At 75.1% G+C, this 21840-nt stretch carries 23 protein-coding genes; 14 read left to right on the top strand and 9 right to left on the bottom strand.

The window, feature by feature from the left end; all coding sequences use genetic code 11:
• Positions 1-14: 14 nt before the first annotated feature.
• The 5 genes from HOP40_RS27900 to HOP40_RS27880 all read right to left on the bottom strand — a co-directional run bounded on the left by HOP40_RS27900 (position 15) and on the right by HOP40_RS27880 (position 5000).
• Positions 15-1286 carry an LCP family protein gene (locus HOP40_RS27900; RefSeq protein WP_172164153.1) on the bottom strand — a complete coding sequence of 424 codons (1272 nt, stop codon included), beginning with the start codon at positions 1284-1286 and terminating at the stop codon, positions 15-17.
• A gap of 148 nt (positions 1287-1434) precedes the next feature.
• On the bottom strand, positions 1435-2559 hold the full coding sequence (locus HOP40_RS27895; RefSeq protein ID WP_172164150.1) for an ABC transporter substrate-binding protein: 1125 nt from the start codon (positions 2557-2559) through the stop codon (positions 1435-1437).
• A gap of 13 nt (positions 2560-2572) precedes the next feature.
• Positions 2573-3316: an ABC transporter permease gene (locus HOP40_RS27890; protein WP_172164147.1), complete on the bottom strand. Its 744-nt coding sequence runs from the start codon at positions 3314-3316 to the stop codon at positions 2573-2575.
• Positions 3313-4122 (bottom strand): ABC transporter ATP-binding protein, encoded by an 810-nt coding sequence (locus HOP40_RS27885; protein ID WP_172164144.1) that lies wholly within the window; start codon positions 4120-4122, stop codon positions 3313-3315. Before HOP40_RS27885 ends, HOP40_RS27890 begins: the two co-directional genes overlap by 4 nt.
• Positions 4119-5000 carry an ABC transporter permease gene (locus tag HOP40_RS27880; protein ID WP_205346951.1) on the bottom strand — a complete coding sequence of 294 codons (882 nt, stop codon included), beginning with the start codon at positions 4998-5000 and terminating at the stop codon, positions 4119-4121. The genes HOP40_RS27885 and HOP40_RS27880 overlap by 4 nt, the downstream gene beginning before the upstream one ends.
• A 115-nt stretch (positions 5001-5115) precedes the next feature.
• Here HOP40_RS27880 and HOP40_RS27875 point away from each other — a divergent pair, with 115 nt between their 5' ends.
• Complete coding sequence (locus HOP40_RS27875; protein ID WP_240157313.1) at positions 5116-5883, top strand: AraC family transcriptional regulator; 768 nt, start codon at positions 5116-5118, stop codon at positions 5881-5883.
• A gap of 24 nt (positions 5884-5907) precedes the next feature.
• Here HOP40_RS27875 and HOP40_RS27870 read toward each other — a convergent pair whose 3' ends face one another.
• A complete protein-coding gene (locus HOP40_RS27870) occupies positions 5908-6594 on the bottom strand; it encodes an MBL fold metallo-hydrolase (RefSeq protein ID WP_172164138.1) in 687 nt (228 codons plus the stop codon).
• Between the two features lie 153 nt (positions 6595-6747).
• Between HOP40_RS27870 and HOP40_RS27865 the strand changes: the two genes are divergently transcribed.
• Genes HOP40_RS27865 through HOP40_RS27845 form a run of 5 tightly spaced genes read left to right on the top strand, consistent with a single transcriptional unit; the run spans position 6748 to position 11269 of the window.
• On the top strand, positions 6748-7968 hold the full coding sequence (locus tag HOP40_RS27865; protein ID WP_172164135.1) for an ABC transporter substrate-binding protein: 1221 nt from the start codon (positions 6748-6750) through the stop codon (positions 7966-7968).
• A 4-nt stretch (positions 7969-7972) separates the two neighbouring features.
• Positions 7973-8830 carry a branched-chain amino acid ABC transporter permease gene (locus HOP40_RS27860; protein WP_172164132.1) on the top strand — a complete coding sequence of 286 codons (858 nt, stop codon included), beginning with the start codon at positions 7973-7975 and terminating at the stop codon, positions 8828-8830.
• Positions 8827-9798 carry a branched-chain amino acid ABC transporter permease gene (locus tag HOP40_RS27855; RefSeq protein ID WP_172164129.1) on the top strand — a complete coding sequence of 324 codons (972 nt, stop codon included), beginning with the start codon at positions 8827-8829 and terminating at the stop codon, positions 9796-9798. Before HOP40_RS27860 ends, HOP40_RS27855 begins: the two co-directional genes overlap by 4 nt.
• A complete protein-coding gene (locus tag HOP40_RS27850) occupies positions 9795-10556 on the top strand; it encodes an ABC transporter ATP-binding protein (protein WP_172164126.1) in 762 nt (253 codons plus the stop codon). Before HOP40_RS27855 ends, HOP40_RS27850 begins: the two co-directional genes overlap by 4 nt.
• A complete protein-coding gene (locus tag HOP40_RS27845; protein ID WP_172164123.1) occupies positions 10553-11269 on the top strand; it encodes an ABC transporter ATP-binding protein in 717 nt (238 codons plus the stop codon). The genes HOP40_RS27850 and HOP40_RS27845 overlap by 4 nt, the downstream gene beginning before the upstream one ends.
• Before the next feature lie 1020 nt (positions 11270-12289).
• On the opposite strand, the gene HOP40_RS27840 is transcribed toward HOP40_RS27845, so the two are convergent.
• A complete protein-coding gene (locus HOP40_RS27840) occupies positions 12290-12691 on the bottom strand; it encodes an OsmC family protein (RefSeq protein ID WP_172164120.1) in 402 nt (133 codons plus the stop codon).
• Between the two features lie 135 nt (positions 12692-12826).
• Here HOP40_RS27840 and HOP40_RS27835 point away from each other — a divergent pair, with 135 nt between their 5' ends.
• The 8 genes from HOP40_RS27835 (at position 12827) to HOP40_RS27800 (ending at position 20865) form a co-directional block, all read left to right on the top strand.
• On the top strand, positions 12827-13333 hold the full coding sequence (locus HOP40_RS27835; RefSeq protein ID WP_172164117.1) for a DUF2617 family protein: 507 nt from the start codon (positions 12827-12829) through the stop codon (positions 13331-13333).
• On the top strand, positions 13330-13731 hold the full coding sequence (locus tag HOP40_RS27830; RefSeq protein WP_172164114.1) for a DUF4247 domain-containing protein: 402 nt from the start codon (positions 13330-13332) through the stop codon (positions 13729-13731). Before HOP40_RS27835 ends, HOP40_RS27830 begins: the two co-directional genes overlap by 4 nt.
• A 14-nt stretch (positions 13732-13745) precedes the next feature.
• Positions 13746-14189, top strand: coding sequence for a DUF350 domain-containing protein (locus tag HOP40_RS27825; protein WP_172164111.1), 444 nt, complete (start codon positions 13746-13748; stop codon positions 14187-14189).
• A 16-nt stretch (positions 14190-14205) separates the two neighbouring features.
• Complete coding sequence (locus tag HOP40_RS27820; protein ID WP_240157312.1) at positions 14206-15762, top strand: polyamine aminopropyltransferase; 1557 nt, start codon at positions 14206-14208, stop codon at positions 15760-15762.
• 42 nt (positions 15763-15804) lie between these two features.
• Positions 15805-16401: an SMI1/KNR4 family protein gene (locus tag HOP40_RS27815; protein ID WP_172164108.1), complete on the top strand. Its 597-nt coding sequence runs from the start codon at positions 15805-15807 to the stop codon at positions 16399-16401.
• A 278-nt stretch (positions 16402-16679) separates the two neighbouring features.
• The gene (gene uvrA / locus HOP40_RS27810; RefSeq protein WP_172164105.1) at positions 16680-19604 is read left to right on the top strand and encodes an excinuclease ABC subunit UvrA; all 2925 of its coding nucleotides are present in this window, start codon (positions 16680-16682) and stop codon (positions 19602-19604) included.
• A gap of 241 nt (positions 19605-19845) precedes the next feature.
• Positions 19846-20094, top strand: coding sequence for a hypothetical protein (locus HOP40_RS27805; RefSeq protein ID WP_172153793.1), 249 nt, complete (start codon positions 19846-19848; stop codon positions 20092-20094).
• A 183-nt stretch (positions 20095-20277) separates the two neighbouring features.
• Positions 20278-20865: a hypothetical protein gene (locus HOP40_RS27800; RefSeq protein ID WP_172164102.1), complete on the top strand. Its 588-nt coding sequence runs from the start codon at positions 20278-20280 to the stop codon at positions 20863-20865.
• A gap of 49 nt (positions 20866-20914) precedes the next feature.
• On the opposite strand, the gene HOP40_RS27795 is transcribed toward HOP40_RS27800, so the two are convergent.
• Positions 20915-21589, bottom strand: coding sequence for a class I SAM-dependent methyltransferase (locus HOP40_RS27795; protein WP_172164099.1), 675 nt, complete (start codon positions 21587-21589; stop codon positions 20915-20917).
• Positions 21586-21828: a hypothetical protein gene (locus HOP40_RS35625; RefSeq protein WP_205346949.1), complete on the bottom strand. Its 243-nt coding sequence runs from the start codon at positions 21826-21828 to the stop codon at positions 21586-21588. Before HOP40_RS35625 ends, HOP40_RS27795 begins: the two co-directional genes overlap by 4 nt.
• Positions 21829-21840 lie beyond the last annotated feature (12 nt).

Here is a 21840-nt window from a genome sequence, read left to right as displayed (position 1 = left end):
CCGGGCGTCCGCGATCAGTCGACGCAGGGCACCGTGGCCGCGGTGATCGGGCGTTCGGTGGTGGTGGCCGCGACGACCGGGTCCGGAGCCGGGGCCGGGCCGGGCGACGGGCTCGGTGACGGGCTCGGCGACGGTGACGGGGTCGTCGTCGGGGGCCACAGCGGCACCGCCGTGCCGCGGACGGTGGTGGGCGCGGCGCCGGCGTCGTCGGTCAGCGGTGCGGCCAGCCGCTCGCGCACGGAGTCGAGCTCGAACACCCCGGTCGTGAACGCGCGGACCGCCTCGGGGTCGACCTCCACCGCCACCCCGTCGACGGGGGTGCGCAGGTCGGGGCGCCCGGTCGGGATGGTGCGGAACTCGATGTCGCCGCCCGAGGCGCGGCGCAGCTGGGCGACGAGCCGGTCGAGGTCCCAGCCGCGGTCGAGCACCACGTAGCGGGTGACGGCGCCGACGAGCCGCTCGACGCGCACCGGGTCGGCGAGCGCCCCGGACCCGAGCGCGGTGCGCGCGAGCCCGGCCAGGAAGGCCTGCTGGCGCGTGACGCGGTCGAGGTCGCCGTCGGGCAGGTCACGGCGCTGGCGGACGAACGCGAGCGCGTCGCCGCCGCTGACGACCTGCGGCCCCGCCGGCAGGTCGACGCCCGAGCGCTCCTCGCGGACGGGGTTGTTCAGGCAGACCGGGACGCCGCCGATCGCCTCGGTGATCTCGACGAACCCGGCGAGGTTGACCTCGGCGAAGTGGTCGACCGTGGCGCCGGTGAGCTCCTCGACGGTCTCGACGAGCGTGCGCCGCCCGGCCTCCCGCGTGCCGCGCTCCAGCGCGGCGCCGCTCAGCCCGCGGGCCGTCAGCTCGTCCTCGGCGGCCGACATCCCGCGCCGGTACGCCGCGTTGATCTTGTGCTCGCCCAGGTCGCCCGCGATCTCGACGAACGAGTCGCGCGGTATGGACACCGCCGACGCGCGCGCGTCCGGGCCGGCCGGGACGTGCAGCAGGATGATCGTGTCGGTGTTGAACTGGCCCTCGTCGACGCCGGCGCGGAGCTCGGCGAGGACCTCGGGCGGCAGGGGGTTGCCCGCGGCGTCGGTGCGGGAGTCGATCCCGACGAGCAGCGCCGTGAACTCCGCGTCCAGCCCGGCGGGCTCGCGCTCGCCGAGCGCCTCGCTCGTGACGAGGGTGTCCGTGACCTCCCGCAGGACCGACCAGCCGTAGCCGGTGGTGGCGAGCACCGCGGCGGAGAGCAGGACCACGCCCGTCCGCAGCACGTATCCGAGGTGGCGCCGGCTCATGCCTTCCCTGTACCCCGCCCCACACCCGGCCCCACACCCGGGCGGACAGCCGGGAGCCACGACCGGCCCCACCGGCGTTCACCCACTGTAGCGATCAGTGGGTGAACGCCGCGCGTTCGAGTGTGACGATCTTGCGACGGCGCCCGGCTCAGCTACCGCCCGGGTTCAGCGTGACCTCCATCGGCGCGTACGAGGTGCCCTCGACGTCGACGCCCTCGGCCCGCAGCAGCTCCAGCGCCTGCTCGACGTAGGTGTTGGTGTAGGCGTCGGCGTCCGGGTCGGCGGTGATGACCGTCTGCCCGTCGGCGTTGACCGCGGTGCGCGCGACGCCGACGGTGCGCGCCCAGGCGGCCTCGTCGATGGTGCCGGCGCCGGCGGGGGCCGGCCAGATCAGCTTGTTGACCTCGTTGATCTGCCACAGCTGGTGGCTCGCGCCGAGCGTCGACCCGGCGGCCACGACGATGTCGCGGCACGACTCGACGTTGTCGCGGCAGTACGCCCAGCCCTGCAGCGACGCGGCGATGAACTTCGTCGTCGTGTCCTGGTAGGTGGGGTCGGCCAGGCGCTCGGTGTTGGCCCAGATCGCGTCCTGCAGCATCGCGGTGCCCTGGTCCTCCCAGTTGATCACCGAGAAGTCCGACGGCTGGTAGAGCGCACCGGTGGCGGGGTTCGTCGCCTCCAGCACCTGCGCGTACTCGTTATAGGACATGGCCTGCGCGGCGTCGATCTCCCGGGAGAGCAGGGCCTCCATGTCGAACTGCTGCTGCACCAGCGTCACGTCGGCGGCGGGGGCGATGCCGGCCGCCGTCATGCCCGCGAACAGCTCGAACTCGTTGCCGAAGCCCCAGTTGCCGACGCGCTTGCCCCGCAGGTCGGCGGGAGCGGCGATGCCGGCGTCCGCGAACGACACCTGGTAGGTGCCCGAGCGCTGGAACACCTGGGCGACGTCGGTGATGCCGGCGCCCTGCTCCCGCGACGCGAGCGCCTTGGGCACCCACGCGATGGCGTAGTCGGCCTGGCCCTGCGCCAGCACCGTCTGCGGGACGATGTCGACCCCGCCCTCCAGGATCTCCACGTCGAGGCCCTGGGCCTCGTAGAAGCCCTGGTCGACGGCGGCGAGGTAGCCCGCGAACTGGCCCTGCGTGAACCACTGCAGCTGCAGCTTCACCGGGGTGAGCCCGCCCTCGGCCGGGGCCGCGGGCTCGGCCACCGTGGAGCAGGCCGTGAGGGCGAGTGCGGCGGCGGCCGCCGCCAGGAACCTTCGAGCGGACACGAGCGTCTCCTTGCTAACGGGGGCTTCGGGTGGCCAGGCGCTCGAGGAGCACCCCGGCGAGGTGGAACAGCAGGCCCAGCACGATCGAGGCGACGACGAACGCCCACGCCCGCGCGTACGCGGTGTTGGCCGCGGCCGAGGAGATGCGGCTGCCGAGACCGTTCTGCGGGCCGCCGAAGTACTCGGCGACGATCGAGGCGATCACCGCGGCCGGCGCGGCCAGGCGCAGGCCGGTGACGATGTAGGGCACCGCACCGGGCAGCCGCACGAACCGCGACGCCTGCCAGGGCGTGGCGGCCAGCGCCGTCATCAGGTCGGCGTGGACCGGCTGCACCTGGCGCAGCCCGCGCGCGGTCGACACGAACACCGGCACCACGACGACGACGGTCACGACGAGCCGGCGCGGCACCTCCGTCGTCGAGCCGAACATCGTCGTGAACACCGGGGCGAGCGCGACGATCGGCACCGCGCTCGCGGCCAGGACCACGGGCGTCGCGAGCTCCTGCACCAGCCGCGACCGCGCCGCCAGCAGTGCCAGCGCCACCCCGAGGACGAACCCGGCGACGAGCCCGGCGAGCGCGTTGCCGCCCGTCACCGACGCCGTGGGGAGGATGACGCCGACCTGCGCGGCGAGCTGGGCCGCGATGGCGGTGGGCGCGGGCAGCAGGAACGACGGCACGGCCAGCGCGACGACCAGCACCTGCCACGCGACGAGCACGCCGGCCCCGAACAGCAGGGGCGGCGCGTACCCCCTCACTCGTGCCCCTTGCGCAGGGCCTCGCGGACGTCGGTGATCGCGGTGAAGAACGCGGCCGACTCGCGGACGTCCTCGACGTCGTCGGGGTCGAGCTCGCCGCTCGCGCCGGGGCGCCGCCCCGCGACCACCGCCGTGATCCGCCCGGGCCGCGGCGACATGACGACGACCCGGTCCGACAGCACCACGGCCTCGGGGATCGAGTGGGTCACGAACAGCACGGCGGCGCCGGTCTCGCCCGCGATCCGCAGCAGCTCGGCCTGCATCCGCTCCCGCGTCATCTCGTCGAGGGCGCCGAACGGCTCGTCCATGAGCAGCAGCGAGGGCCGCGGCGCGAGCGCGCGGGCGATCGCCACGCGCTGCTGCATCCCGCCCGACAGCTCGCCGGGCCGCGACCGCGCGAACTCGGCCAGGCCCACCATGTCCAGCAGCTCCGCCGCCCGCGCCCGGCGCTCCGCCTTGGCGACGCCGTGCACCTGCAGCGGCAGCTCGACGTTCTCCGCGACCGTGCGCCACTCCAGCAGCCCGGCCTGCTGGAACGCGATGCCGTAGTCCTGGTCGAGGCGGGCCTGCGCGGCCGGCTTGCCGCCGACCCGCACGGTGCCCGCCGTCGGCTGCTCCAGGTCGGCGACGACCCGCAGCAGCGTCGACTTCCCGCACCCCGACGGCCCGATCAGCGACACGAACTCGCCCGCGCCGATCGTCAGGTCGACGCCCTCCAGCGCCTGCACCGGCCCGAACACCTTGTCGACGCCCACGAGGTCGACGGCGGGCAGGTCGGTGTCGGGCCGCGCGTCCGGGGCGCTCACGCGACGTTCCCGCGGTAGCGGCGCAGCGCGAGGTCGAGCAGGCCGACGGCGCCCGCCGCGACCAGCCCGAGCACGGCGGCGCCCAGGATCGCGGTGTACATCCGCGACGGGTCGCCGGTGGCCGACTGCGCGTACTCGATGATCAGCCGCCCGACGCCGCCGCGGGTGCCGGTGGAGATCTCGGCGACGATCGCGCCGACCACGGCCGCGGCCGCGGCGAGGCGCACCGCGGGCACGAGGTGCGGCACGGCGGCGGGGAGCCGCAGCCGCAGCAGCGTCGTCCACCAGCCGCAGGCCAGCGCGCGGAACAGCTCGAGGTCGGCGCGCCGGGGCGAGGTCAGCCCCCGCAGCGCGCCCACGGCGATCGGGAAGAAGGCCAGGTACGAGGAGATCACCATGACCGACGCCCAGGGCTGCCAGGGCTGTCCGAACACCGCGATCTTCCCGCCCCAGCCGGCCACGAGGGGGGCGATCGCGATGAGCGGCACGGTCTGCGACAGCACGACCCAGGGCAGCAGCGCCCGCTCCAGCAGCCCCGACCGGGCCATCCCCAGCGCCAGCAGGGCGCCCAGCACCCCGCCGATGAGCAGCCCGCCCAGCGCCAGCCCGAGCGTGAACAGCGCCCCGGAGGCGACGGCCTCGCCGACCGTCCGCTGCGCCGCGGCGCCCGCGACCTCCGGCTCGCCCAGGCGCGCCAGCACCGTCCACACGTGCGGCATCGCCGCGTCGTCGGTGCGGGGCAGCACGCGCGTGCCCCCGATGCTCACGCCCGCGTCGGGCAGCACCGCCTTGGCCAGCTCCCACAGCCCGACGAGCAGGGCGAACGCGACGACCGCGCTCACCGCCGTCCGCACCCGTCCCGCACTCACAGTGGCCACAACCGCACAGGGTCCTTCCCGATCACGTGAAAGGGAAGACTGCGCAGCGCGGATGACGACGGTGTTGCCGAGCTGTTGCCGTTCGCGGCTCCGAGGGGGCGGTCACACTGGTGCCGTGGACCGCGACCCCCGCGAGCTCGACGGCGCCTGGACGCGCCACCAGCGCCACGCGTTCGCGGTGCCCGCGCCCGACCTGGCGCCGTTCGTCGCCGCGTACTGGGCGGTCGAGTGGGACTACGCCACGCCGTACCGGCAGAAGATCGTCCCGTACCCGCAGGTGCAGGTCACGGTGCGGCCCGGGCGGGCCCCGGAGGTGCACGGGGTGTCGAGCAGGCACGTCGTCCGGGTGCTGGAGGGGCGCGACCGGGTCGTCGGCGCGGCGTTCCGCCCGGGGGTGTTCCGGGCCGTGCTGGGCGGGCCGGTCTCCGCGGTCACCGACCGGGTGCTGCCCGCGTCCGCCGTCGCCGCGCTCGCCGGCGGGCCCGACGAGCCGGTGGACGCCGCGTCGGTGGAGCGGTGGCTGCGCGGCGCGCTGCCCGCGTCCGGTCCGGGGCCGGCCGCGGCGGAGGCGGAGGCCGCCGTGGCGCTGGTCGCGGCCGACCGGGACCTCACCCGCGTCGACCGGCTCGCCGCCGCCACCGGGGTCGGTGTGCGGACGCTGCAGCGGCTGTTCGCCGAGCACGTCGGCGTCGGGCCGAAGTGGGTGATCCGCCGCTACCGGCTGCACGAGGTGACCGAGCGGCTCGCGGCCGGCGACGCCGTCGACTGGGCCGGGCTGGCCGCCGACCTGGGGTTCGCCGACCAGGCCCACCTCTCGCGCGACTTCGCCGCCCTGTTCGGGGAGCCGCCGACGACCTGGGCCCGGCGCTACCCGGGCCGGTGACGGGTCAGCTCCCGTCGACCCGGCTCAGCTCTCGTCGACCCAGCCCCGGGCCTTCCAGTCCGGGATCGACGGGCGCTCCTTGCCCAGCGTCGTGTCGTCGCCGTGGCCGGGGTAGACCCAGGTGTCGTCGGGCAGCACGTCGAAGACGCGGGCCTCCAGGTCGGCCACGAGCGACCAGAAGTCGGGCTCGGACCAGGTGCGCCCGGGGCCGCCGGGGAACAGCGAGTCGGCGCTGAACAGGTGCGGGTGGTCGCTGCCGCGGTAGAGCAGCGCGATCGAGCCCTGCGTGTGGCCGCGGAGGTGGATGACCTCCAGCTCGATCTGCCCGAACCGGATGACGTCGCCGTGCTCGACGAGCTCGTCCATCGGGATCGGCAGCTCGGGGGCGTCGATCGGGTGGGCGATCAGGTGCGGCTGGAACATGCCCGCGACCGCCCCGAGCGCCTGCCAGTGGTCGGCGTGGCGGTGCGAGGTGACCAGCGTGCGCAGCTCGGGCCGCGTGGCGCCGGAGCCGATCAGATCGGCGAGCCGTTCGGCGTCGTTGGCCGCGTCGAGCAGCAGCGCCTCGCCGGTGGCCCGGCACACCAGCAGGAAGGCGTTGTTGTCCATCGGGCCCACGGACAGCTTCGTGATCGTCAGCGCGTCGAGCTCGCGCCGCGCCGCGGGGCCGCCGGGATCGGTGTGACCGGAGTAGTTGTCGAGGACGTCCACGTGCGACAGCCTAGAGCGTCACGATCGGGTTGCGGCCTGCTCCGGTCGTCACGGGGCGCGTTGACAACCCCGGTTCAGCACTACACCATCCGTCCGGTTCGCTCCCCATCTGTAGAACGTCCCACCACCGGTCACTCACCGAGGAGTCCCGACATGGAGCACCCCGCCCTCTCCCGCCGCCGCCTCCTGGGTCTGTTCGGTGCCGCCGCGACCCTGCCGGTGCTCTCCGCCTGCGGCAGCAGCGTCGGCGGCGGCGGTTCCGCGCCCGCCGCGGGCGGGGGAGGGGGCACGATCAAGGTCGGCCTCGTCGTGCCGCAGTCCGGGGTCTACGCCGCGCTCGGCGAGGACATGACGCGCGGCTGGAACCTCTGGCTCGACGCCAACGGCTCCAAGTTCGGCGACTACACCGTCGAGACGATCGCCGTCGACGAGGGCGAGACGCCGCAGACCGGTGTCCCCGCGGTGCAGCGGGTGATCCAGCAGGACAACGTCGACGTCGTGGTCGGCCTCGTCAACTCGGCCACCGCGCTGGGCGTCAAGGACCTGCTGACGGAGTCCAAGAAGCTGCTGATCGTCACGAACGCGGGTGCGGGCGCCCTCACCGGCCCCGACCGCACCCCCTACATCTGGCGCACCTCGTTCACCAACGCCCAGATCGCGGCCGCGATGGGCACGCACCTCGCCGAGACCGGCTTCGCCGAGGGCGTCTTCCTCATCGCGCCCGACTACGCGGCGGGCACCGAGGTCATCGAGGGCTTCAAGGCCGCCTACACCGCGGGCGGCGGCACGATCGCCGGCGAGGCCAAGCCGCCGTTCGGCTCGACGTCGGACTACCAGCCGTTCCTCTCCACGATCCAGGGCTCCGGCGCGCGCGCGACGTTCTGCTTCTTCTCCGGCGCCGAGGCCATCACGTTCGTGCAGCAGTACGCCCAGTTCGGGCTCGCCGGGTCGATCCCGCTCTACGGCTCGGGCTTCCTCACCGAGGGCAACGTGCTGGCGCAGCAGGGGCAGGCCGCGCTCGGGGTCCAGACGACGCTGCACTACACCGACCAGCTCGACAACCCGGCCAACACCGCGTTCGTCGAGGCCTACACGGCGGCCAACGGCGAGGCGCCCAGCACGTTCTCCGTGCAGACCTGGGACGCGGCCAACGTGCTCGACCGCGCGCTCGCCACGGCCACCGCGCTCGACGGCGACTCGCTGGCCACCGCGCTCGGCGGCATCGGCGTCATCGACGACAGCCCGCGCGGCACCTGGGAGTTCGACGGCCAGACCCCGCGCCAGAACATCTACCTGCGCAGCGTCCAGGACGCGGGCGGCACGCTGGTCAACGCGGTCGTCGAGGACCTCGGCCCGCAGAGCCAGCCGGGCTGACGGCGTGCTCGTCAGCATCCTCAACGGGTTCGCCATCGGCTTCCTGCTGTTCATCCTCGCGGTCGGGCTCTCGCTCGTCTTCGGGATGATGGACGTCCTCAACCTGGCCCACGGCGCGCTGTTCCTGGGCGGCGCCTACGTCGGGGCCACGCTCGCGGGCAGCTGGGGCGGGTTCCTCGGCGCGCTGGCGATCGCCGCGGTCGGCGGGCTGGTCGGCGGGGTGCTGCTGTCGCTGATGACCGAGCCGCTGCGCAAGCGCAGCCACCTCGACCAGGCGCTGCTCACGCTCGGCGTCGCCCTGATCGCGGCCGAGCTGCTGATCATCGCGTTCGGTGACGACCCGCTGTCGGCCGCGGCCCCGCCCGGGCTCGACGGCTCGGTGTCGGTGCTCGGCGCGGTCTACCCGACCTACCGGCTGCTGATCATCGTCATCGGGGCGGTGCTCGCGCTGGCCGTCTACCTCGTCGTCGACCGGACGCGGGTGGGCGCGCTCGTGCGCGCCACGGTCGCCGACCGCGAGATGGTGGCGACGCTCGGGATCGACAACCGGCTCGTCAAGGGGGCGGTGTTCGCGGTCGGCTCCGTGCTGGCCACGGTCGCGGGCGTGCTCGGCGGCCCGATCTACGGCGCCCGGCCCGGCCTCGACGCGACGGTGCTGATCCTGGCGCTCGTCGTCGTCGTCATCGGGGGGCTGGGGTCGGTGCGCGGCGCGCTGGTGGGGGCGCTGGTGATCGGGCAGATCGACACCGTCGGCCGGGTGCTGCTGCCCGACTTCGCGTCGTTCGTGCTGTTCGGGGCCCTGGCGCTGGTGCTCGTGCTACGGCCGCAGGGCCTGTTCGGGACGCGGGCGGTGGCGCGGTGACCGCCGTCGAGTCGTCCGTCGCGCCCGTCGAGACGGTCCGTCGGCGCGGGTACGGCCGCTGGATCTCGGTCGCGGTGCTCGTCGTGCTCGCCGCCGCGCCGCTGTTCCTGGCCCCGTTCGCCACCACGACGCTGAGCCGCGTGCTGGTGTTCGCGCTGTTCGCCGTGAGCCTCGACCTGCTCGTCGGCGTCACCGGGCTGCCCTCGCTGGGGCACGCCGCCTACTTCGGCTCGGGCGCGTACGCCGCGGGCTGGGTGTCGATCAACGTCACGGCGGAGGCGCCGGTGCCGCTGCTCGCCGGGCTCGGCGTCGGCGCGCTCGCGGCCGCGCTCACCGGCTGGATCACCGCGCGGTCGGCCGGGGTGTTCTTCCTGATGCTCACGCTCGCGATCGGCGAGATCGTCGGGCAGGTCGCCAACACCTGGGAGTCGGTGACGGGCGGGGCCAACGGCCTCACCGGCGTGCCCGCGGTGCGGATCGCCGGGACGCCGCTGGCCAACGCCGGCTACGCCCACTGGTACGTGCTGGCGGTGTTCGCGATCGGGTTCGCGCTGGTCTGGGTCGTGGCGCGCTCGCCGTTCGGTGACGCGCTGCGCGGCATCCGCGACAACGAGCCCCGGATGCGGGCGCTGGGCTACTCGACCTCGTACTACAAGTACGCGGTGTTCGTGCTGGCGGGCGGCGTCGCGGGGATGGCGGGGTCGCTGCTCGCCGCGCAGCAGCGGCTGGTGTCCACCGCCGACGCCGGGTTCCTCATCTCCTCGCTGATGCTGCTCGCCGTCGTCATCGGCGGGGCGGGGTCGCTGTGGGGGGCGGTGCTCGGGGCGGCGCTGGTCGTGATCGTCCGCGACGCGCTGGGCCCGACGTTCGACGGCCACGGCCCGCTCGTGCTGGGGATCGTGTTCGTCGCCGTCGTCTACCTGCTGCCGCGGGGCGCGGCAGGGCTGCTGCGCAGGAGGTCGGGATGAGCGCGCTGACGTGCACCGGGGTCGGCCGGGCGTTCGGCGCGCTCAAGGCCGTCGACGACGTCGACCTCGTCGTCGAGCCGGGCGCCCGGCACGCCCTGATCGGCCCCAACGGCGCCGGGAAGTCGACGTTCTTCAAGCTGGTCACCGGGACGATCCGGGCCGACGCCGGGCGGATCGAGCTGGCCGGCCGCGACGTCACCCGGCTCTCGGAGGTCCGGCGCAGCCGGCTCGGGATGAGCCAGACGCTGCAGCACTCCAGCCTGTTCTCCTCGATGACGGCGGTGGAGACGCTGACGCTGGCCATCCGGCGGCACGCCCCGGGCGGCTCGATCCCGCCCTGGCCGCGCCGCGAGCCGGGACTGCGCGACCGCGCCGAGGAGCTGCTCGCCGACGTCGGCCTGGCCGGGCGCGGCGACACCGGCGTCCCGTCGCTGTCGCACGGCGAGCGCAAGCAGCTGGAGGTGGCGCTGGCGCTGGCCTGCCGCCCGTCCCTGTTCCTGCTCGACGAGCCCGCCGCCGGGATGTCGCCCGCCGAGCGCTCGCGGCTGGTCGAGCTGCTGTCCGGGCTGCCGCCGGAGATCACGGTGCTGTTCGTCGAGCACGACCTGGACCTGGTGTTCGCCCTGGCCGACGCCGTCACCGTGCTGCACCTCGGGCGGGTGCTGCTCTCCGGCACGCCCGCCGACGTGCGGGCGAGCGACGCCGTCCGCGAGGCCTACCTCGGCGCCGGGCGCCGCGAGGAGCTGTTCCTCCGATGACTCTCCTGGTGGTGCGCGACCTCGTCTCGGGCTACGACCGGAGCACCGTGCTGAGCGGGGTCGACCTCGACCTCTCCGCCGGCTCGACCCTCGCGCTGCTGGGGCGCAACGGCGCGGGCAAGTCGACGCTGGTGATGACACTCGCCGGCCTGGTGCCGGTGACGTCCGGCTCGGTCGTGCTCGACGGCGTCGAGCTCGCCGGGCGGCGCGCCGACGTCATCGCGAAGACCGGGGTGGCGCTGGTGCCGCAGGGCCGCCGCGTGTGGTCGACGCTGACGGTGGCGGAGCACCTGTCGCTGGCCTCGCGCTCCCGTCGCGGGCACCGGCACAGCGCGACCTGGACCGTCGACGGCATCCTCGACCTGCTGCCCCGCCTGCGGGAACGGCGCAAGCAGCTCGCCGGCCAGCTCTCCGGCGGGGAGCAGCAGATGCTCGCCGTCGCGCGCGCCCTGCTCACCAACCCCCGGCTCGTGCTGCTCGACGAGCCCTCCGACGGCCTCGCCCCCGCCATCGTCGAGCAGATCGGCGGGGTGATCACGACGATGCGGGCCGAGGGCGTCGCGGTCCTGCTGGTGGAGCAGGACCTGCACCTGGCCTTCGGCGTGGCGGACGAGGTGGCGGTGATGGCGCGGGGGGAGATCGTGCACCGGGTGCCGACGGGGGAGTTCCGGCGGGACCCCGACACGGCCCAGCGGCTGCTCGGGGTGGCCTGACTCCCGCCCCCGCCCCGCCCCGCCCCGCCCCGCCCCGCCCCGCCCCGCCCCGCCCCGCCCCGCCCCGCCCCGCCCCGCCCCCGCCCCGCCCCGCCCCGCCCCGCCCCGCCCCCGCCCCGCCCCGCCCCTGCCCCGCCCCGCCCCGCCCCGCCCCGCCCCGCCCCGCCGCGCCCCGCCGCGCCCCGCCCGGCCGCGCCCCCGCCGCGCCCCCGCCGGGTCCGCCCGGCCCCCGCCCGGGGCCGGCGCTCCCGCGCGCGTTCCCGGTTGCCGCGCGCGTTTCGGGGTCCCGCGCGGCCCCGGGGGCGCGCGGGAACCTGTTCGGCGCGCGGGAAGCGCCGGCCGGGTGGGTCCGCGGTGAGCGGGGCGGTGATCGCCGGGAGTGTGACGCGGTGGTCGCGCGGAGGGCGCCTGCGGTGCGGTCCCGGCGATCAAGGGCAAAGGGTGTGGGGCGGCGGGTGTGGTGATCGCCACCGGCCGCACGCCAGGGTCGTCGCGGGAGCCGTGTGGTGCGACGGGCGGCGATCAAGGGCAGATGGTGGCGCGACGGGTGCGCGCACCTGTCGGTCCCGCGCGCGTTCCCGGTTGCCGCGCGCGTTCCCCGCTCCTGCGAGCCCCCGGCGGCGCGCGGGACCCTGTTCGGCGCGCGGGGCCCTGTTCGGCGCGCGGGGCCCTGTTCGGCGCGCGGGGCCCGGCTCGGCGCGCGGGGCCCGGCTCGGCGCGCGGGAGCTCGTTCGGCGCGCGGGACCCGGTTCGGCGCGCGGGTCCCGGTTCGGCGCGCGGGACCCGGTTCGGCGCGCGGGAGCGGCCGACGCCGCGCGAATGCCGCGACCCGTCACGTGCGGCCCGTCACGAGCGGTCCGTGATCGCCGGGAGTGTGACGCGGCGGCCGCGCGGAGGGCGCTGACGGTGCGGTCCCGCCGATCACGGGCGGCGGGCGCGGGTGATCGCCACCGGCCGCACACCACGGTCGCCGCGGGAGCCGTCAGGTGCGGCGGGCGGCGATCGAGGGAGGGACGAGCCTCAGCCCGTCACCAGCACCGTCCGGATCGGCACGGCGTCCCGCAGCAGACGGGTGACCGGGGTGTTGTCGACCTCCACGGCCAGCTGCTCGCGCAGGTCCGCCTCCACCGCCCCGTCGACGGTCACCCGGCGCTCGAGCATGGGCGTGGGCCCGGGCAGGACCGACACCCGCACGGTGACCTCGCCCGGCTCCACGCGCCAGCGGTGCAGGAACGTCCGCACCGACATCACCGTGCACGAGGACAGCGAGGCGGCCAGCAGGCCGAAGGGGGTGGCGCCGGTCGGCTCGGCGTCGTCGTGGGGGACGGCGCAGCTCAGCACGTACCCGTTGACCTCGACGTCGGCGTCGCGGCCCGTGCCGTCGGCGAGGCGGGCGGTGGACCACACGTTCGGTTCTCCCACCGCTCGACCCTAGCCCCTCGCCCCCGGGCCACCGCCCCGTCGTCGGGCCTCCGTCACGGTGCCGCAACGATCGGCGTCCCGGAACCCGCCAGCCGGTACGTTCCCGGCGTTCGCAAGATCACGGGGAGAACGAGGATGACGCTGCACCGGCTGCGGGTGCTGCCGCGCGACGTCGCCGCCGACGCGCTCGGCCTGCTGCTCGACGGCCCCGTGCCCCCGGTCCTCGCCGAGCTGGCCCTGGACCACGGCGGGCAGCGGCTCGTGCTGGGCGTCCTCGGCGCCTCGCACGCCGTCACGGCCACCGCGGGCGCCGACCGCCTCACCGAGCAGGTGTCCTGCGACGCCGTGGCCGCGGGCGGGCGGCCGCTGCCGCGCAGCGCCCGGGCGGGGGCGTACCGCATGACCTCGCAGAGCACGACCGTCCCCGCGGCCGACCTGGCCGCCACCGCGGCCGACCTGCGCGCCCGCGCGGCCGACGACGGGTCGTGGATCTGCGGCGCGTTCCCCGGCGACGGGGCCGCGCTCACCGCGCTGACCGGCTCACCGGTCCCCACCGGCGGCTGGACCTGGCGCACCTGGCACCTCTACCCCGGACCCGAGGAGGGCGTGATCGTGACGACGCGGAGCAGGTGGACGCCGTGAGGCGGGGCGCGAGGCGGTGGGCCGCCGGGGCGCTGCTGCTCGCCCTGCTGACCGGCTGCGGCGCGGGCTCGGACGTCCGCAGCTTCCTCGACGACACGTTCGACGAGCAGAGCGAGTCCGGCGACACCAGCACCTACCTGGCCGCCGCGCCCGTCGCGGCGGCGGCGTCGCAGATCACCGGGGCCGTGCCGCCGGCGGCCCGGGCGACCGACGCGGGCACCGAGTACCTGCGCTACGACGACGACATCGTCGTCGTCAGCCCGGCGAGCGGCGGCAGCACCGTCCGGGTCGAGGACCTCGACGGCCCCTACCGCGACGGCACCTACGCCTACCTCGGCCAGGGCTTCACCCCCGGTTCCCCGGCCGCCACCGACGATGACGACGACGACGTGAAGTGAGGATGATCTTCGCCATGGAGTTCGGATCCGTGGACGCCACCCTGCTCGGTCAGGGCGTGCTCGCCACCCTGCTGTACTTCGTCGTCGGGTTCGCCGTGCTGGCGCTGGGCTTCGTCGCGCTCGACGTGCTGACGCCAGGCAACCTGCGGCACCAGGTCTACACCGACCGCAACCCCAACGCCGCGATCCTGCTGGCCGCCAACCACCTGGCCCTGGCGCTGATCGTGGTCACCGCGATCCTGACCAGCGACGACGCGCTCGGCCAGGGCCTGGTCGACTCGCTGGTCTACGGCCTGCTCGGCGTGGTCCTGCAGGGCGTGGCCCTGCGGCTGCTCGACGCCTTCGTGCCGGGGCACCTGCGCGCGCTGGTCACCGAGACCCGGATGAGCGGCGCCGCCTGGGCCGTCGGGTCGAGCCTGCTCGCGATCGGGGCGGTGAACGCGGCGGCCCTCTCGTGACGGGAGGATCGGGGCCGTGACCGCCCCGCCCGTGCTCGACGTCCCCGCCGACGCCCCGCCGCTCGGGACGCGCCGGGCGCGCCCGCTCCTGCTCGCCGCGGTCGCGGTGTGCGCGGCGTGCGGGCTGGTCTACGAGCTGGTGCTGCTCACCCTGGCCGTGACGCTCGCCGGGGGCGGCATCGCCGTCACCTCGCTCATCGTGGCCGGGTTCGTCGCCGCGCTGGGTGTCGGGGCGCTGGCAGCCAAGCCGCTGCTGCCGCACGCGGCGCCGGCGTTCGTCGCGATCGAGATCGTGCTCGGGGTGGTCGGCGGGCTCTCGGCCACCGCGCTCTACGTCGCCTTCTCCTTCCACGGCACGAGCAGCGCCGTGCTCGTGCTGGCCACGGCCGTGATCGGGGTGCTGGTCGGCGCCGAGGTGCCGCTGCTGATGACGCTGCTCGCGGGCGACGGGCGCTCCGCCGGACGGCTCGTCGCCGACCTCAACGCCGCCGACTACGCCGGTGCGCTGGTCGGCGGGCTGGCCTGGCCGTTCGTGCTGCTGCCGCTGGTCGGGCAGATCCGCGGCTCGGCCGTGACGGGCATGGTCAACCTCGTGGCCGCCGCGGTCGTCGCGGCGTTCGTCCTGCGCGGGCGGCTCGGCGTGCGGGCGCGGGCCGTCGCCACGGCGGCGCTGCTCGTGGCGGCCACCGGGCTCGCCGTGCTGCTGGTCGAGGCCCAGGACATCGTCGAGACCTCGCGCCAGCGGCTCTACGCCGACCCGGTCGTCGTCGACGAGACGTCGGCCTACCAGCAGATCGTGGTCACCGAGCGGGGCGACGACGTGCGCCTCTACCTCGACGGCGACCTGCAGTTCTCCAGCGTCGACGAGCACCGCTACACCGAGGCCCTCGTGCACCCCGTGCTCGCGCGCGATCCGGCGCGGGTGCTCGTGCTCGGCGGCGGCGACGGCCTCGCGGCCCGGGAGCTGCTGCGCCACCCGTCGGTCACCGAGGTGGTGCAGGTCGAGCTGGACCCCGCCGTGCTCGACCTGGGCCGCACCCGCCTGGCCGAGCTCAACGACCACTCCCTCGACGACCCGCGCGTGCGCCTCGTCGTCGACGACGGGTTCCGCTGGCTGCGCGAGGCGCCGCCCGGCACCTTCGACGCCGTGGTCGTCGACCTGCCCGACCCCGACACCCCCGTGCTCGGGCGGCTGTACTCCACGGAGTTCTACGGCCTCGTCGCCCGCGCGCTGACCCCGGGCGGGCAGCTCGTCGTGCAGTCGGGCAGCCCCTACTCGACGCCGCAGGCCTACTGGCGCACGGTGTCGACCGTCGCGGCGGCCGGGCTCGGCGTCACGCCGTACCACGTGCACGTGCCCAGCTTCGGCGACTGGGGCTTCACGCTCGCCGCGCCCGGCGCGGCGCCGCCGCTCGTGCTGTCCCCGCGGGCGCCGGAGCTGCGGTTCCTCGACGAGGCCGGGCTCGCCGCCGCCGCGGTGTTCCCGCGCGACCGCCCGCCCCTGGACCTGGAGCCGTCCACGCTGGACCGGCCGCTGATCGTCGACGACACCCGGGCCGGCTACGTGCGCTGACCTCCCGGGCGGGCTTCCGGCGGGGTGCGCCAGGGTGGGTGAGTGGACGACCTCACCGCCGCCTGGACCGCCTGGACCATGGCGCTCGCCGCCGCCGGGTTCGACGTCGGCCCGCACCTGAACGCACCGGCCGACGCCGGGGCGGTGGCCGCCGCGCAGGAGTCGTCCGGCGTCCGGTTCCCCGCGGAGCTGGTGGCGCTCTACGCGCTCGCCGACGGGCAGGGGCCGTCGCCCGAGGCGCCGCAGGCCTTCCCGCACCACCGCTTCCTGCCCGTCGCGCAGGCCCGCACCGCGTGGGGCGGGTGGGACGACCTGCTGCGGCACGAGGGCCCGTCCGGGACGGCCGCCCACGCCGAGTACGTGACGGTCCGCCCCGGCGACCCGGTCCGGCGCGCCTACTGGCTCGCGGGGTGGTGGCCGCTGGCCGAGGACGGCGGCGGGAACGTGCTGGTCGTCGACACCGACCCGGCGCCCGGCGGGACGGTCGGGCAGGTCGTCGTGGCCGGGCCCGACGAGGACGAGCGCCGCGTCCTCGCCCCTGGTGTGGCGGCGTACCTGCGCGCGCTCGCGGCCGCCGACCTGGAGACCGAGGAGGTCGACGAGGGCGTCGTGTGGTGGGACGCCCGCGGCCTGCGGTGACGGGGCCGTCCGGCGCAGCGGGAGGACCGGTCGCCGTCGCGGACGGCCGTGTGCTCAGGGCCGGGACGGCCGGGCCCTCGGCGTGCGAACGGGACGCGCACCCCGGCTGAGCTGCCGCGATGATGGACGGCGCCGAGCGGACGAGGGCGCGCCGAGCGTGATCGAACGTCTGTGCGATCCTCGTGGCCGGCGCGTGGTTGTCGGTGCCCCTGCTTAGCATGGAGGAACCGGCGCGAGCACCGCCGTCCCGTCCCCTTCCGGACACAGGAGGCCATTCCGTGGCGGATCGTCTGATCGTGCGCGGCGCCCGCGAGCACAACCTGCGCGGCGTCGACCTCGACCTGCCGCGCGACAGCATGGTCGTGTTCACCGGGCTGTCCGGCTCGGGCAAGTCGAGCCTCGCGTTCGACACGATCTTCGCCGAGGGGCAGCGCCGGTACGTCGAGTCGCTCTCGGCCTACGCGCGGCAGTTCCTCGGGCAGATGGACAAGCCGGACGTCGACTTCATCGAGGGGCTCTCGCCCGCGGTGTCGATCGACCAGAAGTCCACCAACCGCAACCCGCGCTCCACCGTCGGCACGATCACCGAGGTCTACGACTACCTGCGCCTGCTCTACGCGCGCGCCGGCGTCCCGCACTGCCCGGTCTGCGGGCACGTGATCGAGAAGCAGACGCCGCAGCAGATCGTCGACCAGGTGCTGGCGATGGAGGAGGGCGCGCGGTTCCAGGTGCTCGCGCCCGTCGTGCGCACCCGCAAGGGCGAGTTCGTCGACCTGTTCGACCAGCTGCAGACGCAGGGCTACTCGCGCGTGCTGGTCGACGGCACGGTGCACCAGCTCACGAACCCGCCGAAGCTGAAGAAGCAGGAGAAGCACGACATCTCCGTCGTGGTCGACCGGCTCTCGGTCAAGGGGTCGGCGAAGCAGCGGCTCACCGACTCGGTGGAGACGGCGCTGCGGCTGGCCGACGGGCTGATCGTGCTGGAGTTCGTCGACCTCCCCGAGGACGACCTGCACCGCGAGGTCCGGTTCTCCGAGCGCATGGCCTGCCCCAACGGGCACACGCTCGCGCTCGACGAGCTGGAGCCGCGCACGTTCTCCTTCAACTCGCCCTACGGCGCGTGCCCGGAGTGCAGCGGCATCGGCATCAAGAAGGAGGTCGACCCGGAGCTCGTCGTGCCCGACCCGGACGCCTCCCTGGCCGCCGGGGCGATCGCGCCGTGGTCCACCGGGCAGTCCGCCGAGTACTTCGGGCGGCTGCTGGAGGGGCTGGCGAGCGCGATCGGGTTCCGGATGGACACGCCGTGGCGCAAGCTGTCGGCCGCCGAGCAGAAGGCCGTGCTGCACGGCAGCGACGACCAGGTGCACGTCCGCTACCGCAACCGCTACGGCCGCGAGCGCTCGTACTACGCCAGCTACGAGGGCGTCATCCCGTTCCTGGAGCGCCGGCTCGACCAGACGGAGTCCGACTCGCAGCGCGAGCGCTACGAGGGCTACATGCGCGACGTGCCGTGCCCGGTCTGCAAGGGCGCGCGGCTGCGACCCGAGGTCCTCGCCGTCACGCTCACCCACCGCGACCAGGGCGAGCGGTCGATCGCCGAGATCTCGGCGATGTCGGTGGCCGAGTGCTCGGAGTTCCTCGACGGGATGGTGCTCGACCGCAGGCAGACGGTCATCGCAGGCTCCATCCTCAAGGAGGTGCAGGCGCGCCTGGGCTTCCTGCTCGACGTCGGCCTGCACTACCTCTCGCTCTCGCGCGCGGCCGGCTCGCTGTCCGGCGGCGAGGCGCAGCGCATCCGGCTGGCCACGCAGATCGGCTCGGGCCTGGTCGGCGTGCTCTACGTCCTCGACGAGCCGTCGATCGGGCTGCACCAGCGCGACAACCGCCGGCTCATCCAGACGCTGGTCCGGCTGCGCGACCTGGGCAACACGCTGATCGTCGTCGAGCACGACGAGGACACCATCCGGGCGTCCGACTGGGCCGTCGACATCGGCCCGGGCGCGGGCGAGCACGGCGGGCACATCGTCTACAGCGGCCCCGTCGACGGGCTGGAGTCCCACGACACCTCGCTCACCGGCGCCTACCTGTCCGGGCGGCGGTCCATCCCGGTGCCGGCGGAGCGGCGCACGCCCGACCCGGAGCGCAAGCTCACGATCGTCGGCGCGCGTGAGCACAACCTGCGCGGCATCGACGTCGACATCCCGCTCGGCTGCCTCGTCTCGATCACCGGGGTGTCCGGCTCGGGCAAGTCGACGCTGATCAACGACATCCTCGCCACGGTGCTGGCCAACAAGCTCAACGGCGCCCGCCAGGTGCCGGGCCGGCACACCCGCATCACCGGGCTCGACGAGCTCGACAAGCTGGTGCGCGTCGACCAGAGCCCGATCGGCCGCACCCCGCGCTCCAACCCGGCCACCTACACCGGCGTGTGGGACCAGGTGCGCAAGCTTTTCGCCTCCACCACCGAGGCCAAGGTGCGCGGCTACCAGCCCGGGCGGTTCTCGTTCAACGTCAAGGGCGGGCGCTGCGAGGCGTGCTCCGGCGACGGCACGATCAAGATCGAGATGAACTTCCTGCCCGACGTCTACGTGCCGTGCGAGGTCTGCAAGGGCGCGCGCTACAACCGCGAGACGCTCGAGGTGCACTACAAAGGCAAGACCGTCGCCGACGTGCTCGACATGCCGATCGAGGAGGGCGCCGAGTTCTTCGCGCCGATCAACTCGATCAGCCGGTACCTGCGCACGCTCGTCGACGTCGGGCTGGGCTACGTCCGGCTCGGCCAGCCCGCGCCCACGCTGTCGGGCGGCGAGGCCCAGCGCGTGAAGCTGGCGTCGGAGCTGCAGAAGCGGTCCAACGGGCGCACCGTCTACATCCTCGACGAGCCCACCACCGGCCTGCACTTCGAGGACATCCGCAAGCTGCTGCTCGTCATCAACGGGCTGGTCGAGAAGGGCAACTCGGTGCTGGTCATCGAGCACAACCTCGACGTCATCAAGACCAGCGACTGGATCATCGACATGGGCCCGGAGGGCGGCTCGGGCGGCGGCACCGTCGTCGCGGAGGGCACGCCGGAGCAGATCGCCGCGCACCCCACGAGCTACACCGGGCAGTTCCTCCAGGGCCTCGTCACGCCGCAGGAGGTGCGCCCGGCCCCGGCCCGGCGCCGCAAGGCCGGGTCGACGGCGGTGCGCGCGGCAGGGTGAGCCCGGCCGGCGCTGCTGAGGTCCGCGCCGGGTCGAGGCCCGCGCCGCGTCGAGGTGGGCGTCGGGCTGAGGCCCGCGCCGGGTTGAGGTGCGCGCCGGGTTGAGGTGCGCGCCGGTTGAGGTCCGGCCCGGCGGGTAGCCGTCCGGCACCCCGGCGGGGACGTCCGCCGGGCGAGCCGACGCGACGAGGTCGGCCGCGGCGGCCGTTCCCGGCCGCCCGGCCCGACCGGGGAGGACCACGATGACCCAGGACGCAGGCAGCCAGGACACGGGCGGCCGGGAGTCGGGCGGCGGCACCGTCCCGCCCGGCACGAACACCGAGCAGGTGGCGCCCAACCCGGCGGGCATCCCGCAGCCCGATCCGCCCGAGGGCGGCGCCGCGGCCGACCCGGACAGCCCCGACCCGGCCGACCTGGCACCCGGCTTCGGCGGCGACTCCGAGAGTCGTCCCGAGGGCACCGTGGAGGGCGATCTGGGAGACGCTTCGTAGTCGTACCCCTACTGGCGGTCACCCGTACCGCCGACTGCCTCCGTTGGGCACGGCCCGTTGGACCAACGGGTGCGGCAGAAGTCTGACGTCGCGCCCGCCTGTGGAACCGCCATCCGAAACGCTGTTACGACTGGAAGGGCGGCGGGCAGCGGCCCGTCGCCCGGACGGTCGGCAGGGGTCGGGATGACGGTGGAAGCGAGCTCGTGCGTGGCGTTCCCGGCGACGGAGCCGCCGTTCCCGGACGCGCTCGCCGTCGCCGAGCGGATCGAGGCGGGGGTGTTCCGGGCGACCTACGGCGAGTCGGCCGAGGACCTCGGCTCGTACTACGCCGAGCACCTCCCGCAGACGCAGATCGTGCTCGTCCACGACGGGGGATGGGCCGGGATGATGCGTCTCGGCCTGCCCGGGCCGCGCACGTCGCTGAGCCTGGAGGACGCGGTCGCGCCCCCGTTCGAGGCCGACGTCGAGGCCGACCTCGCGGGCGGGGAGCCGGTGGTGCTGCTCGACGTGCTCACCGCCGCCGTCCGCTCGCGCTTCCGCAACCGCCGCATCTTCGAGCGCATGCTCGACGCCGCCGCCCGGGTGGCGGCGGAGCACGGCTGCACCCACCTCGTCGCGATGGCCGACCGGCGCGTGCTGGTCTACCTGCGCCGGCGCCGCCTGCGCTACACGCTGCACACCGGCCTGCACGACTACTACGGCTCCCCGGCCACCGGCTTCGTGTCCGTCGAGACCGGGGAGCTGCACCGCTGGCTCGGGCAGGCGGCCTGACCCCCGGCCCCACCGGCTCGGCCCACGGGCCCGGCCTACCGTGCCCGACCTATGTGCGGGGCCTGGCCGAGCCCACCACCAGCGGGTGCACGAGCACCGGCATGCCGCGCCAGGTCTCCACGTCGACCCGGTCGACGTCGAGCGCGCCGCGGATCGCGGTGAGCAGGTCCCGGTCGCAGCGGCAGCCGGACGCGAAGCCGGCCCAGGCGTCGGCGAACCGGTGCTGGCGCCGCACCGTGCGCTCGTCGGCGGCCAGGACGTGCTCGCAGAACAGCAGCCGCCCGCCCGGAGCCAGCACCCGGGCGATCTCGCGCAGCGCGGCGAGCGGGTCGGGCACCGTGCACAGCACCATCGTGGACACGACGGTGTCGACCGACCCGTCGGCGGCGGGGAGCGCCTCCGCCCCCGCCTCGACCACCGCGGCGCGCCGCCCGGACCGGCCCACCGTGCGGCGCAGCCGTGCGGCCATCCCCGGGTCGGGCTCGGTGAGCACGAGGTCGTCGAGGTCGTCGGGGTAGTGGCGCAGGTTCAGGCCGGTGCCCGCGCCGATCTCCAGCACGCGGCCGCGGGCCTCGCCGAGGAGCGCCGCGCGGCGCCGGCGCATGCCGCGCAGCTCGCCGAGCAGCAGCACCGGCCCGTACAGGGCGGCGTCGACGCGCGAGCCGAGGCCCGGGCGGGTGGGGGGTGCGGGGACGGACACGGCGGGGACCTCCTGGGCGGTCATCGGGTGAGCAGGCGGTAGAAGCGGAAGAAGTCGTCCTCGATGTCGAGCACGTCGACACCGGCGAAACCGGCGGCCGACGCGTAGCGCCGCAGCGTGTCCGGGCGCATCACGGTGCCCGTCCCGGCGGAGGGCCGGTGCGCGAGGCCGTCGGGCAGGCAGCACATCAGGCTGTAGCCGTACATCAGGCGCTCGACGTCGTCGCCGGGCGCGGTGAAGACCTCGGCGACCCGCTCGTCCATGACCAGCACGGT

This window comes from Pseudonocardia broussonetiae (assembly GCF_013155125.1).
In the GTDB taxonomy this organism is placed as follows: Bacteria; Actinomycetota; Actinomycetes; order Mycobacteriales; family Pseudonocardiaceae; genus Pseudonocardia; species Pseudonocardia broussonetiae.
The sequence above is the reverse complement of the archived record's forward strand: the minus strand, read 5'-3'. Positions and strand labels throughout refer to the sequence as shown.